The sequence below is a fragment of the Campylobacter magnus genome (assembly GCF_028649595.1).
Taxonomy (GTDB): Bacteria; Campylobacterota; Campylobacteria; order Campylobacterales; family Campylobacteraceae; genus Campylobacter; species Campylobacter magnus.
Genome location: NZ_JAQSLK010000002.1, coordinates 168,020 through 182,398 on the forward strand (window position 1 = coordinate 168,020; position 14,379 = coordinate 182,398).

The 14,379-nt window shown below is 39.4% G+C and carries 11 protein-coding genes; 6 read left to right on the forward strand and 5 right to left on the reverse strand.

What is annotated here, in order from left to right; all coding sequences use genetic code 11:
* Positions 1-73: 73 nt before the first annotated feature.
* From PTQ34_RS03370 to PTQ34_RS03380, 3 genes are all read left to right on the forward strand, one after another.
* A complete protein-coding gene (locus tag PTQ34_RS03370) occupies positions 74-1,291 on the forward strand; it encodes an argininosuccinate synthase (RefSeq protein WP_273932116.1) in 1,218 nt (405 codons plus the stop codon).
* Positions 1,292-1,543: 252 nt separating this feature from the next.
* Positions 1,544-2,617 (forward strand): tyrosine-type recombinase/integrase, encoded by a 1,074-nt coding sequence (locus PTQ34_RS03375; protein WP_273932117.1) that lies wholly within the window; start codon positions 1,544-1,546, stop codon positions 2,615-2,617.
* Positions 2,618-2,627: 10 nt separating this feature from the next.
* Positions 2,628-3,632, forward strand: coding sequence for a glycoside hydrolase family 3 N-terminal domain-containing protein (locus PTQ34_RS03380; RefSeq protein ID WP_273932118.1), 1,005 nt, complete (start codon positions 2,628-2,630; stop codon positions 3,630-3,632).
* Positions 3,633-4,205: 573 nt separating this feature from the next.
* Here PTQ34_RS03380 and prmC read toward each other — a convergent pair.
* The 3 genes from prmC to PTQ34_RS03395 are packed head-to-tail and all read right to left on the reverse strand — an operon-like array spanning position 4,206 to position 7,571.
* Complete coding sequence (prmC, locus tag PTQ34_RS03385) at positions 4,206-4,997, reverse strand: peptide chain release factor N(5)-glutamine methyltransferase (RefSeq protein ID WP_273932119.1); 792 nt, start codon at positions 4,995-4,997, stop codon at positions 4,206-4,208.
* The gene (locus tag PTQ34_RS03390) at positions 4,984-6,192 is read right to left on the reverse strand and encodes a M48 family metallopeptidase (protein WP_273932120.1); all 1,209 of its coding nucleotides are present in this window, start codon (positions 6,190-6,192) and stop codon (positions 4,984-4,986) included. The genes prmC and PTQ34_RS03390 overlap by 14 nt, the downstream gene beginning before the upstream one ends.
* A 2-nt stretch (positions 6,193-6,194) precedes the next feature.
* Positions 6,195-7,571, reverse strand: coding sequence for a sodium-dependent transporter (locus PTQ34_RS03395; protein ID WP_273932121.1), 1,377 nt, complete (start codon positions 7,569-7,571; stop codon positions 6,195-6,197).
* A 150-nt stretch (positions 7,572-7,721) separates the two neighbouring features.
* Between PTQ34_RS03395 and PTQ34_RS03400 the strand changes: the two genes are divergently transcribed.
* Positions 7,722-7,952, forward strand: a complete 231-nt coding sequence (locus tag PTQ34_RS03400; protein WP_273932122.1) for a hypothetical protein — start codon at positions 7,722-7,724, stop codon at positions 7,950-7,952.
* A gap of 172 nt (positions 7,953-8,124) precedes the next feature.
* Here PTQ34_RS03400 and PTQ34_RS03405 read toward each other — a convergent pair whose 3' ends face one another.
* A complete protein-coding gene (locus PTQ34_RS03405; protein WP_273932123.1) occupies positions 8,125-8,820 on the reverse strand; it encodes a TorD/DmsD family molecular chaperone in 696 nt (231 codons plus the stop codon).
* Positions 8,813-10,459, reverse strand: a complete 1,647-nt coding sequence (locus tag PTQ34_RS03410) for a 4Fe-4S binding protein (protein ID WP_273932124.1) — start codon at positions 10,457-10,459, stop codon at positions 8,813-8,815. Before PTQ34_RS03410 ends, PTQ34_RS03405 begins: the two co-directional genes overlap by 8 nt.
* A 94-nt stretch (positions 10,460-10,553) precedes the next feature.
* On the opposite strand from PTQ34_RS03410, the gene selA reads away from it, so the two are divergent.
* Both selA and selB read left to right on the forward strand, forming a co-directional pair.
* The gene (gene selA / locus PTQ34_RS03415) at positions 10,554-11,897 is read left to right on the forward strand and encodes an L-seryl-tRNA(Sec) selenium transferase (RefSeq protein ID WP_404814902.1); all 1,344 of its coding nucleotides are present in this window, start codon (positions 10,554-10,556) and stop codon (positions 11,895-11,897) included.
* Positions 11,890-13,716 carry a selenocysteine-specific translation elongation factor gene (gene selB, locus PTQ34_RS03420; RefSeq protein WP_273932126.1) on the forward strand — a complete coding sequence of 609 codons (1,827 nt, stop codon included), beginning with the start codon at positions 11,890-11,892 and terminating at the stop codon, positions 13,714-13,716. The genes selA and selB overlap by 8 nt, the downstream gene beginning before the upstream one ends.
* Positions 13,717-14,379: the final 663 nt, after the last annotated feature.

The window sequence follows — 14,379 nt, forward strand, 5'->3', positions numbered from 1 at the left end:
AATAGGTTAAAAAATGGTTAATATAAGACATTTTTAGCTATAATGGCGAAATTTTTACCAAAAAGGAGCAAAAATGGCAGAGATAAAAAAAGTAGTCCTTGCATATAGCGGTGGACTTGATACTAGCATTATTTTAAAATGGCTTGGCGATACTTACGGCTGTGAAGTGGTGACATTTACAGCTGATATCGGGCAAGGCGAAGAGCTTGACCCTGCTCGTAAAAAAGCCCTAAGCCTTGGCATAAAAGAAGAAAATATCTTTATTCGCGACCTTAGAGAAGAGTTTGTGCGTGATTTTGTATTTCCTATGTTTAGGGCAAATGCGATTTATGAAGGCGAGTATTTACTAGGCACATCTATCGCTCGCCCACTAATCGCAAAGCACCTAATAGACATAGCCGCTGCTACAAAAGCAGATGCTATTAGCCACGGCGCAACAGGAAAAGGTAACGACCAAGTGCGCTTTGAAATCGGCGCATACGCACTAAATCCAAACATCAAAGTAATCGCTCCATGGCGTGAGTGGGATCTAAATAGTCGTGAAAAACTGCTAGCGTATGCTGAAAAAAACGGCATTGACATAGCTAAAAAACCTGGCAAATCGCCATACTCAATGGATGCAAACTTGCTTCACATCTCATACGAGGGCCTTGTGCTTGAAGATCCGGCTGCTAGACCACAAGATGACATGTGGAGATGGAGCCTAAGCCCACAAGATGCGCCAAATGAAGTAACTACAATAGAAATAGAGTATAAAAACGGCGATCCAGTAGCACTAAATGGCAAAGCTCTAAAACCACATGAAATGTTAAGCGCTCTAAATGAACTGGGCGCAAAAAACGGTATAGGCAGGCTAGATATCGTAGAAAACCGCTATGTAGGTATGAAAAGCCGCGGCTGCTATGAGACCCCAGGCGGCACTATTATGCTAAAAGCTCATAGAGCAATAGAGAGCATAACGCTTGATAGAGAAGCAGTTCATCTAAAAGACGAGCTAATGCCACGCTACGCAAAGCTAATCTACAATGGCTACTGGTATAGCCCAGAGCGACTAATGCTACAAGCTGCTATAAACGAGAGCCAAAAATACGCAAACGGCAAGGTGCGCTTAGAGCTTTATAAAGGTAATGTAACAGTAATTGGCAGAGAGAGTGCAAATGATAGCTTATTTAACGCAGCTTACAGCACCTTTGAAGAAGACAGCGTGTATGATCAAAAAGACGCAAATGGGTTTATTAAGTTAAATGCTTTGAGATTTATAATAGGTGGTAAAGCTGGACGCAAATACTGATTTTTTAAGCAAATTGTTATTAGTGACGGATTGCGAATAAAGCCTTTTTGCGCCTGCCCCAGATGAATTTATATTCTATCCCTGCGCAAGCGCAAAAAGCCTTTAATCACACTACGCCTATTCTAAAATTTGCCACTTTATTTGGTAGGGAATTCTAGAATTTTTATATTCTAAAATTTGCTCACTTTATGGATAGAAAATTCTAGAATTCTCTAGAATTCCTAGATTAAAATTAAAACAAAGTTATAGTCAATGAAATATCCTCTAGATTGTAAAAAGAACTTTAAAGAAAGTATGTTATTTTGGCTTACGAAGTTTGTAAAATACAAGCTTACAAGCCTTTCAAACAAAGAGCTAAAAGACCCAGCTGTGCTAGCTAGCGTAAATCTTGCGCTTACAAAAGGCGTAGAAAATATAGCAGAGCTTGACGCCCTTGTAAAAAAGGCTAGAAACGCAGGGCTTGGTGGGGCTAGTACTTATTTTAATCCACTTAAAAAAATATATGAGATTTTAGAGTTTTACGAGCTAAAGAGCCTAGCGCAGATTGATGAAGAGCTACTTAGCGAGGTGCTAGCAAGTGCGACTGGGGCTTTGAGCGATGCTAGTAAAAAGAACTTTCGCATAGCTACAATTAACTTTTTTAAATTCCTTGATGCCCAAAACGAAGAAGAGGGCAAAGCGCATAATTTTAATATAGAGCTAAAAAACTGGGGTGGAATCACAGGCAAAAAGGGTGTAAAACTGCCTGAGTACATGAGCGAAGAAGAAGTTAGCAGATTTTTAACCGCTCTTGATGAGAGTAATTTTCGCATAAATACAGCCCGCAACCAGCTAATCATAAAAATAATAATTTTTACTGGCATCCGTGTAAGTGAGGCCTTAGCACTTAAACGCCGTGATATCAGTGCTGAGGGTGATCTTTTCGTGCTTAGAATCCGTGGAAAGGGCAATAAATACAGGGTAGTAATGATAAAACGCCACCTAATAGAAGAGCTGCTAAACCGCCTGCCTACAAATATGCTAAGCGATCAAGGACTGCTCTTTACAAACCGAGATGGTAAGGCTCTAACGCAGGCTTATGTAAGTCGCATGGTGGAGCAAATTCTCTTTAAGGCTGGCATAAGAAAGCAAAAAAATGGCGCTCATATGCTGCGCCACACCTTTGCAACTATGCTTTATCAAAAGCAAAAAGACCTTGTGCTAGTCCAAGAAGCCTTGGGTCATGCTAGCTTAGATACCTCTCGCATTTACACGCACTTTGATAATGGCAAACTGCGCCTAGCAGCCAAGGTTGCAGAAGAGCTAAACGAAAACGCAGGCAGCTAAAAGGAATAAAATGAAAAAAATTATTTTGATTTTGGGCGTAGTTTGTGCGCTTTTTAGCACAACACTGTTTGGCGCAAATAGCGTGCTTAAAGAGCTTGATTTGGATCTAAAAAGCCTTTATAATGAGAGCACAAATCTAAAAGATCAAAACGCCTCAAAGCTTGAACTAAAGAGCACAAAAGCAAGTAGGGCTGCTGATATAACAGCTGCTTTAAAAGACAAGCAAAGCAGCAGGGCAGCAGAGCAAAAAACAGCCAAAAATATAGAGGCTAGCGCAGAGCAGAATTTAACTGCGCAAATCACGCCAGATGAGAGGCTAAAAAGCAAAATCCGCATGCTGATTATGAGCGATTTTGATAAAAGCTCAAAGGCTGGAATTGTGCTAGTAAAGGATGCAAACACTAGTGCTAGCGCAAAGGCAAGTGGCTTTAAAGTGGTGTTTGAAAGTAGCGCAAGTAGCGCCGATCTGCTGCTATCAAAGAGCGATCTAGTCCTAGTAAATGCTGGGCTTGATACTGCCTTTGCGGCTGCTAGCTTGCGCATAAATAATAACGCAGGTCTGCCAACAGCCTTTAAGCTAGATTTTAGCAGCGATACAAAGAAGTTTCGCAGGCTGCTAGATACTTATAGAGGCGCGGTGGCTGCTAGGTCTGTTAGGATTTTTATGCTTGGTGATGGCGAGATAAAAAGCATGGATGAAAGCGCACCAGCAAGCCTTTCAAGCCACGCAATAGGTGGGCTTATTAGAGCTAAACTTCATTTTGGAGGGCTTATTATCAGCGCTGATTTAAGCAAGATTTCAGGATATAGCACAGAGCAAAAAGTAAATGCATTTTTAGGCGCAGGTGGCGATATAATGTATTTTAGCGATAGCGCAGAGGCTAGTAGGGCAGCCAATATTTTGCTAAAAGCCACGCAAAATGGCAGCATTTCAAATGCTAGAATTAACAAAAGTTTTGAGAGAGTGGGCGAGGTTTTTAATATAAAAGAAAGCAAGCCTAATTTGCCTTTTTAGCGTTTTTAGCATTGTAAATCTAGAATTCTTAACCTAGAATTCTAGATTTTCTAGCGTAATTTTCTTAGGAATTTTAGATTTAACATTTTAGCTTGTGGGAATTCTAGAATTCCCTACTATGTCATCCCCCAGCTTGATCCGAGGATCTCTATATGGAATTCTAGAATTCTTTGTAATGTCATCCACCGATCAAGTCAGGGGATGACACAAGGCTTGGGAATTCTAGAATTCCTAGGGCTAAATTCTAGAATTCCTAACCTAGAATTCCTAGGTAAAATTTTCTTAAAAATACCCCATAACCCCAAAAAACATCTAGAATTCCCTAGCAAAATAGTAATTCTACTGCGCCCAATAAAGCTAAACTCACGCAAGATGAGTTGCCTCGTTTAGAATTCCTAGCGTAATTTTCTTAGGAATTCTAGAATTCCCTACTATGTCATTCTCGGGGTTAACCCGAGGATCTCTATATGGAATTCTAGATTATTTGTGATGAGATCCCCTGATCAAGTCGTGGGATGAATTCTAGAATTCCTATGCTAAAACTAGAATTCCTAACTTAGAATTCTAGAATTCCTAGAAAAACTGCGCTACAAAACCTCTATCAAATCCAGCTAAGTCTTTGTAAAACTCGCATTTTGCGCCGTGTTTGCTTAAAGCCTTTTGCATAGAGTTTTTTTGATCATAGCCCATTTCACAAAGCAGATATTGCGTCCTGCCCACGCTTTGTTCTACCAAGCGTTTTAAAATCTCATCGCCTCTAACCCCGCCAAAAAGAGCCAAGCTAGGCTCAGCCCTAAGCCAAATATCAAGCTTATAATCATTTGCTATATAAGGTGGATTTGAGACGATTATATCAGCTTTTGGCGGCAGTTTATCAAGCAAGTCTCCGCACAAAAACTCTATATTTTCTGCGCCTAGTTTTTTAGCATTTTGCTTAGCGATTTTAAGCGCAGCAGGGCTGATGTCGCTTGCGTAGATTTTAGCTTTTTTTAGAGCAAGTGCTAGACTAATAGCAATTATGCCACTACCTGTGCAAATATCAAAAATCACAGGTTCATTAAAGTTTTTAGATATTTCAAGGCATTTTAGCACTAAAATCTCAGTTTCATCCCTTGGGATAAGCACAGCAGGGCTAACATCAAACTCTCTCCCCATAAAGCTTGCTCGCCCAAAAATATACTCTAGCGGCACCCCAGAGCTAAAAAGCGAGCAAATCTGCAAAAAGCATCTCTCTTGTTCTGCGCTTAGGCTATCATTAGCTAGCAAAAAAAGCTTCTCAAAAGAACAGCCCAAAAGCTCGCAAAGAATGCGCCTAAGAACAGCACTGCTAAGCCCTGCGTGCCTGAGAGCCTCAGAGATTTTCAAGTGCGCTTATCCTCTCTTTAAGGCTTGGGTGGCTGTGATAAATAGCGCTGTATAGTGGATGAGAGAGCGGAAAAGCTTTATTTTCACTGCCTAGCTTTTTTAGAGCGTTTATTATGTCGGCTTTGGTTGAGTTTTTTGCAGCAAAGCTATCAGCCCCAAACTCATGTGAGCGCGAAAATGCACTCATTACAGGCATAAAAATAGCCCCCAGTACAGGCGAGAAAAGCATGAAAAACACAAGCAATGCAAGAGAGCTAGAACCAAGGCCAAGGACGCCATACACACTAGCATCTAATGCCCCCAAAATTCCAAAAAACACAAAAAGCATAACGCCCATAAAAACTATGTTTTTAATAATATCTTTGTGCTTAAAATGCCCTAGTTCGTGAGCTAGAACAGCGATTATCTCAGCTTGGCTTAGTTTGTTAATTAGCGTATCAAAAAGCACAACTCGCTTCGAGGCCCCAAGTCCGCCAAAATACGCATTTAAGCGGTTATCACGCTTGCTAGCATCCATGATAAAAACACCACTGCTTTTAAACCCACAAGAATCTAGCAAACTCTCAATGCTAGCTTTTAGCTCGCTATTTTCTAATGGTTTAGTTTTGTTAAAAATAGGCGCAATTATCGTAGGATAAATGAGATTTGCAAGCAAGATTATCCCAAAGGCCAAAGCCCACGCCCACAGCCACCAAAATGGCCCAAGAAAATCATAACAAAGCATAAAAAGCCCAGCTCCAAGCGCAGCAAAAATAGCCACAAGCACAAGCTTTTTTATAAAATCGCTGATAAAAAGCGGGGCTGTTATATTGCTAAATCCTAGTTTTTTATCTAGCACAAACTTTTCGTATATTTCAAGTGGCAATGAAAGCAGCTCTGAGAGAGCTAAAAATAGTGAAAAATAAAGCATTTGCGCTAAAATTCCACTCAAATCAACACTAGTCTCAAAGAGCTGTCTTAATGCCCCAAGTCCCCAAAATAGCCAAAAAACAAGTAGCAAAAAAGCATAACAAAGCGAAAAAAGCTTAAATTTTAGCTTTGCTATGCTAGCATTTGCGCTAGCTATAAACTGCTGTTTGCTTAAAATCACAGCCTCCCCGCTCATACGCTTTTTTATAAAACCAAGCTCAAGGCCGTGTAAAACTAGCTCTAAGAGCGTATAAATGGCATAAATTCCTACTAAAATCTCTAACATCTCTATCCTATAAAACTTTTATAAAAACTACTAATGAAAACCACAAGTATAACAAAAGGCACGATAAACTTAACATAAACAAACCAAAAATCTACTATCTTGGCGTATTTTTCGCTGCCCCTTAGCACCTCTTTTTTTGCCTCATCACCCAAAACCCAGCCTACAAAAAGAGCTGAAAATAGTGAAGTTAGCACAAAGAAAATATTTGCTGAAATATTATCAAAAGCATCAAAAATACTCATGCCAAATACCCTAACATCAGCTAGCACATTTGATGAGAGCGCACAAGGGATATTGCCAAGCACAAAAATCACGCCAAGAGTTAGCAAAATACAGCTTTGCCTTTTAAGCTTTGTTTTTTCTTCTAAGGCCGTTATTATAGCCTCATAAATAGGCAGCGAAGTAGTAAGTGCTGCAAAAAGCAAAAGCGCAAAAAACATAAGCGCAAAAATCGTCCCGCCAGTCATACTAGAAAATACTATCGGTAGGCTTTTAAAAACTAGATTTGGCCCAGCATTTGGCTCTATACCAAAGGTAAAAAGCGATGGAAATATCATAAATCCAGCCACCACGGCAATTAGCGTGTTTAAAGTGCCTGTAAAAACCGAAGTGCTAACTAGGCTTTCATCTTTTTTCACAAAGCTTGAGAGCGTAAGAATAGTAGCAAAACCAAGACTAAGCGCAAAAAACACCTGTCCTAGCACATCTATAAATAGCCCTGAGCTAATCTTGCTAAAATCAGGCGTAAGATAGTATTTTATACCCTCCATTGCGCCATCTAAGCTAAGATTTTTTGCCACCATACCAAGCATAAGCAAAAAAAGTAGCGGCATAAGATATTTAGCAGCTAGCTCCAAGCCCTTTATAGCCCCACTTGTTAAAATAATATAATTTATAAGCACAAAAATCAGCGTCATAATGCTAATAGCAATAGGCGAGCCGTTTATTTGCTCTTCATAAAAACTAGCTGTAACATCAGCACTTAGCACGCCGCCCCCAAGGTTAAGAGTGCCTGAAATAATGCTATAAATATAATCAATCACCCAGCCGCCAATAACCATATAATAAGCCATAATGCCAAAAGCACCGACAATACCGCTATATCCTACAATGCGCCAAAGCTTTGAGATTTTTTTGCCATTTACTTCGCCGTCAAAAGCATCAATTGCGTTTGTATGCGCTCTGCGACCAATAGCGTTTTCAACAAGTAGCATAGGCACGCCAATTACAATCATAGCGATGATAAATACTAGCACATACGCTCCACCGCCATTTTGCCCCACTAAATAAGGAAAACGCCAAGTAGCACCAAAGCCCACAGTAGCCCCAGCCACCGCCAAAATATAGGTAAATTGTGAACTCCAACTTTGTCTATTCATAAATTATCCTTTAATAAAAGCGCAATTTTAGCATAAAATCTAGGGAATTCTAGAATTCCTAGCGAATTTTTCTAGTCTTTTTAGGGGTTAGGGGGTATTTTTAAAGCACTAGAATCTAAAAATTGCTTAAAAATCTGCTATAATTGTGCCATGAGTAAAAAAGATGAACTAAATATAAAAGCAAATAATATACAAAATTATTTAAACGCTCTTTTGGCTGGACTTCTAGGGGTTACTGGCTGGCTGTTTGTAAGCTATGAAAGTTTAGATGCGATGCTTCGTATTACTGGGATTATAGCTTTAGTCGCTATAGCAGTAGGCATAGCTATAGCTCAGTACCACATAAACAAAACCGCAAAAGAAATAGGGAGATTAAAATAATGAGCGCAATGATAATACTGCTATCAGTAATAGCCTTGCTAATAGCTATGGTAATATACGCAGGGCAAAGCAGCGATAATACTGGTGCAAATATGGCATAATTTAAATTCTAGGGAATTCTAGAATTCCCTAGAATTTAGAATTCCTAAAATCTAGAATTCCCTAGAATTCCCTACAAACTAGTAAATTCATCCCAGTTTAGCTTTGATTTTGCTGTTGGCATCTTGCTTGAGTGCGGACGCATATTCATAGCCTCTTTTGCCACGCTGATTTGCGCCTTTTGCGGTGCATTTAGCGCATAATAAGCACGCTCTAAATTCACAAACCAAGCTATAATCTGCGCTAAAGCCTTAAAAATACAGCTGTCTTCATGAGAGCCCAAAAGCTCGCAAAGCTCGTCTATACAAGGATTTATTAGGTATTCAAAGGTATCTTTTGCGTTTTGACTGGCATTTTCTTGCCCTTTTATTTGCCCTTCTAAAAACTCTTTCATCATCAAAAACAAAAAGCCGATAAAATCCTCGCTCTCAGAGCATTTTTCAATATTTCTGCGCAAATTTGAGTTTTTTAGCACGGCTATTGCTTCTACTCTTTTTTTGCCATTATCTCTGCCCTCATCATAAAACGACGCATTTAAGGGCACATTTGCGTAGCTTAAATCAAAAAGCACAGCATTTTGCTCAGCTTTAAAGCTAGTAAAATCAGCCTTTAAAATAGGCTCAAAATCACAGCCTAGCTCATTTTGGCTAAAAAACTTCGCTTGTTCTTGCCAGTTTGCAAAGCCTTTGCCCTTTTCATCATAAAAAAACGCATAAGAAAAAAACTCATAAAATCTAGCCCTAGCCCTTAAAACATCAGTATCAAACATCTAGCACTCCCACATCACTTTGAGATAAAATCATTAGCTTTGCTTTACACTCAGCACAGCAATATAGCGTGCGAAGCTTTTTCTCATCGCCACTAAATGCTGGTGTTAGTATGCTAGCGATTTTTTCTACTGCTTTTTTGGTAGCAAACTCCTTGCCACACTCCACGCAGGCAAATAGCTCATCTTTGGCTAGTTCTTTTGGCTTAAAAAACTCTGTGTTTATATGCATTTTGCCCTTTTTAAGGCTAATAGTATCACTCTCAGCGCAGCTAATCACGCAGTAGCCACAACCTATACAAAGGCTTTCATTAAAGCACAGAGCGTTATTTGCGCTATCAGTGATAAGAGCAGATGTTGGGCAAGCCCCAGCACAAGAGGCACAAAGCGTGCATTTGCTCTCATCCACGCTGATTTTGCCATGCGCTGTGCTCTCATAGGTGCTAAACTCGCCCAAGTCCAAAGAACCAGCGATAAGAGCAAGCTTGGCTGAGATAGCACTAGCTTTATTTGGATAAATACCCAGCTCAAACTCGCCTATATTTTTATATCTAGCTTTGCTAATAGCTTCTTGTAAGCTTATTTCATCATCAAAAACACGCACAAGCTCACAGCCAAATCTAGCTTTAAAAATCTCATTTGCCAAAGCGATTGCCTCTTTGCTAGCCTTAGGCATATTTGGTAAAAATATAAAAATCTCTCCGCCACAGCCTAAAACTAAGCTTAAAATATTATTAAAATCTAAAATTCCATCGCTTGGTAGCACTAGCGGCAAAACCGAGTTTTTAAAGCGCACTTTGGGCAAAAAACCATCTTTTGCTATTATAGGAATTCTAGATTTAAAGAGTCTGCCAAGAGCTTCAAAGCTAGTCCTAGTAATCACTGCATTATCTATCGCCCCGCTAGGACAGATTGAAACACAACGCCCACAAGCAATGCAGTCAATGGGACTAAAAACTAGTTCTTTTTCATCCTCGTTTTTTAAAATCGCCACCGTAGGACAAAGCTCTACACATTTTGAACAAACATCTCCACGCTTGTGATGGTATAAACAAGCATCATTTTGGCAAAAAATGTAGTTTTGATAAGTGTAGTTTGGAACATGAGAGCTAAGGAATTCTAGAATTTCCTTCGCACTTATGGCACTAGCATCAAAACAGCCGCTTTGCCTAGTAGCCCAGCTTTCACATCCTCCAAAAAACACGGCAAAATCGCACTCAACTTCAGCTTGTTCTAAGCCTTGTTCTATTATAGCGCAAAGCTCGCCCGCACAGCCGTAGATAAATTTAATCTCATCCAAGCAAATAACTTTAAAATCTAGCTTTTCTAAGCTTGCTTTAAGGCTCATATCAGGGGTAGTGCCTATAAAAAGCACCCTTTTACCCACTGTTTTGCTGTATTTTTCAAACTTAGAACCATCAAAGGCTAAGGCTCTTGCCTCGTATAAAATGCTAACATTTTTGCTAACTTCTAATGCGTCCTCGTCGCTACTTTCAAGGTAATAATCAATCTCTCTTGCGTGTATTTGGGTATTTGGCGCAGGTTTGTTGGCTATAAGGTAGTAGTTTTCATGCTTTGCTTCACACTCTATCTCATCGCCAAGAGGCAAAGCTGGCTTGCCAAAATAGGCAAATTCTTTCATTTTTTATCCTTTTAAGCTTTAAAAAAATAGCAAAATTATACAAAAATTGCCTTTAAAAAAGCTATAATTAGTAAAAACCACTTTACTTGGAGTTATTATGCAAAACTTGCGTACTTTGCCACAAATTGATAAAATATTAAATCATAAGCCTTTTAAAGATTATAATAAAGGCATTTTAGCTAGAATTTCAAGAGAGCTTTTAAACTCTATTCGCTCAAATTCAAAAGATGAAGAAATAAACGAAGAAAAAATCTACGCCCAAATAAACAAAAACTACAAAGCCTTTGAGAAAAAAGCCCTAAAACCGCTAATAAACGCAACTGGCATCGTAATGCACACAAATCTAGGCCGTAGCGTAATAGATGAAAAATCCTGGCAAAGAGCTAAGCAAATTGCTTGTTCTTACTCAAATTTAGAATACGACCTTGAAAGTGGCAGCCGTGGCAACCGCTATGACTACACTGGATATTTGCTAAGCACTCTTTTTGGCTGTGAGGATGCGCTAGTTGTAAATAATAACGCCTCGGCTGTGTTTTTAGTGCTAAATACCTTTGGCAAAGGTGGCAGGTGCGTGCTTAGCCGTGGTGAGCTAGTAGAAATCGGCGGTGGATTTAGAGTGCCTGAGGTGATGAAAGAAAGCGGAGCGATTTTAGCTGAGGTTGGCACCACGAACAAAACTCGCCTAAGCGACTATGAAAATGCTTTGGACGAAAATACAAAAATGCTAGTAAAAGTCCACCGCTCAAACTTTGATATAGTAGGCTTCAAGCAAGATACAAGCCTAGAAGACATAGCAAAATTAGCAAAAGAGCGTGGCATCATCAGCTACTACGACCTTGGCGGTGGGGCGGCCTCTAGCTTAGCGTGTTTTAATTCTGAGCCTGTGCCCCAAAAGCTGATTAAAACAGGCGTGGATTTGCTAAGTTTTAGCGGAGATAAGCTCTTTGGCTCAGTCCAAGCTGGCATAATACTAGGCAAAAAAGAACTCATCGCAAAACTTAGAAAAAATCAGCTTTTGCGTATGCTAAGAAGTGATAAAATCACTCTTGCCTTGCTAGCAAGCACGGTGCTCTCATATCTAGATAAAGACTATGATAGCGTGCCTACTATCTTTTTGCTCTCACGCAGCACTAGCGAGCTTAAAAGCGTGGCAAAGCGCATAAATAATTCTTGTAAAAATATAGCTAGCATCATTGATACAGCGACTTTTGGTGGTGGTGGAACCCTGCCAAATGTAAAAATACAAAGCGTAGCACTTGCCTTTAGAGCCCAAAAGGGGCAAAAAATAGAAAACCTAGAGCGTGAATTTCGCCAAAAAGGCGTGATAGGCCGCATAGAAAATCAGTGTTTTTTGCTTGATTTACGCTCTGTTTTGCCTAGTGATGAGAGTGCCTTGATTACAGCTATAAATAGTATTTTTGGTGGGCAAGATGAGTAGTATTTTGTTAGCAAGTGCTGGGCATATAGACCATGGCAAAACCGCTCTTATAAAGGCGCTAAATGGCTTTGAGGGCGATAGCACAGACGAAGAAAAACGCCGTGGGATTACTATAGATCTAAGTTTTTCGCATTTAGAAAAAAACGGCGCAAATATAGCCTTTATAGATGTGCCAGGGCATGAAAATTTGCTTAAAACGATGATTTCAGGAGCTTTTGGAGCGCAGGGCGCTTTGCTAGTAGTTAGCAGCACAGAAGGGCTAAAAGCCCAGAGCTTGGAGCATATAAAAATTCTAGAATTCCTTGGGATAAAAAAAATAATTTTATGTATCACAAAATGCGATATAGCAAGCAAAGAGCAGATCTCGCACTCAAAGTCTACTAGCCTAGCAGAGCTAAAAAAATATGATTTTGATGTTTTAAAAAGCTTTGAGCTTAGCATTTTTGATAGCAGTAGCATTGAGGCGCTTAGGCAGTTTTTGCTTGCTTTGCGTATTGAAAATGCGCAAAACTCTTGCTTGCCACGCTACTATATAGATAGGCTTTTTAACATAAAAGGCGCAGGGCTAGTGGCTACTGGTACCTTGCTTGGCTCTAGTATAGAACTTGGAGGAAAGCTCTATGACTACGATGCAGGCGTAGAGTTTGGCATCCGCTCTATGCAAGTCCATGATAAGCCAGTAAGCGTGGCAAATAACGCCCAAAGAGTAGCGATAAACATTAGCTCGCCCCTAGCCTATAAAATCAAAAAAGGCGATTTTATCAGTAAAAAGGGCAATTTTAGGGGCTTTAAAGAGCTTGATTGCGTGTTTTTTGGCTCTATAACGCACGGCGCAGAAGTAAGTTTGTGTATAGGCACAAAGAGCATAAACGCTAAAGCAAGCGTGCTTTCAAGCAAAAAAGAAGGCGAGAAAAACGAGAGTTATTTTATTACCTTAAAGCTTGATAAAGAGGTTTTTGCTAGCTTTGATGAGCGTTTTGTTTTGCTTGGTGGTGGAGCTTTGCTAGGTGGGGGCAGGGTGCTAAATCCTATTAGCGAACCGCTGAAAAAAAGAGCAAAAATAGAGCTACTTACTATGCTTTTAGAGCATGATTTTTTGGGGGCGTTTGAACTGCTTAAAAACACGCACGAAAAGGGCTTTGGCTTGCTTTGCGCGGCCCAGCGCTTTGGCATTTTGCCAAGTAGTGCTTTAAAAATCGCAAAAGAGCTAAAAAACGCTATTATAGATGAAGATGAGCTAAATGTCTATGATACTAGCGCAAAAGAGAGTTTAAAGGACTTCATACGCTTTATTATCTCAAAAAACGAACTAGCAATGTTTTCAGCCTCATCAGTGGCACTAAAACTGCCTTGGGCTAGCAAAATGCTTGCTGGGATGGCAATTGATGAGATGAAAAGCGAGCTGGATTTTGAAAATGGTCTGTATTTCAAAAAAGGTGCTGATTTTAGCAAACTTAAAGAAAGCTTAGAAGAAGGCATTTTAAGGGAGATTGAAAGGGGCGAGCTAGCCCCACTTGCGCCTTATAATATCTATGATATTTTTGAGTGTGATAGAAAGGCTGGCGATGATGCGCTAAAAAGGCTGACCGCAAGAGGCGTGGTAGTAAGGCTAGAGCATAATCTTTTCATCAGTGCAAAAAACCTTGCTCTTGCAAAAAAGCGTCTTTTGGAGCTAATCGCGCGCGATGGATACGCTGATGTAAGCAACGCAAAGGACTTTTTAAATCTTAGCAGAAAATACACCATAGCATACTTAGAAGCCCTTGATAATGATGAAAGAATAGAAAAAATAGAAAACAAAAGAGTGCTGAAATCTTAGGAATTCTAGATTTTAGCTTAGGAATTCTAGATTTTATTATAGGAATTCTAGTTTTTGGGGGTTAGGGGGTATTTTAAAACTCTAGGAATTCTAGATTTTATTCTAGGAATTTTAGTTTTTATTCTGGGAATTCTAGAATTCCTTGTAGGAATTCTTGCAATCTAGAATTCCTAGAATTTTAGCATTTAGGAATTCTAGAATTTTTCTTAGGAATTCTAGTTTATGTTCTAGGAATTCTAGTTTTTATTACAGGAATTCTTACAATCTAGAATTCCTAGATTCTAGCTTAGAAATTCTAGTTTTTATTCTGGGAATTCTAGAATTCCTTGTAGAAATTCTTACAATCTAGAATTCCTAGAATTTTGCTTAGAAATTCTTACAATTTGGAATTTCTTGTAGAAATTCTTAAAATCTAGAATTCCTAGAATTTTAGCATTTAGGAATTCTAGAATTTCATTCTTTTTATTCTAGAATTTCTAGATTTTTGCTTAGGAATTTTAAAATTCCCCAAAATTCGTCATTGCGAGCGAAGCGAAGCAATCTCATTTATTAAGCCTTAAGTGAGATTACTTCGGCTTTTCAAAGCCTTGCAATGACGGAATTCCGCAATGACGGAATTTTAGAATTCTCTATGATGAGATCCTCTGGTCAAGTCAGAGGATG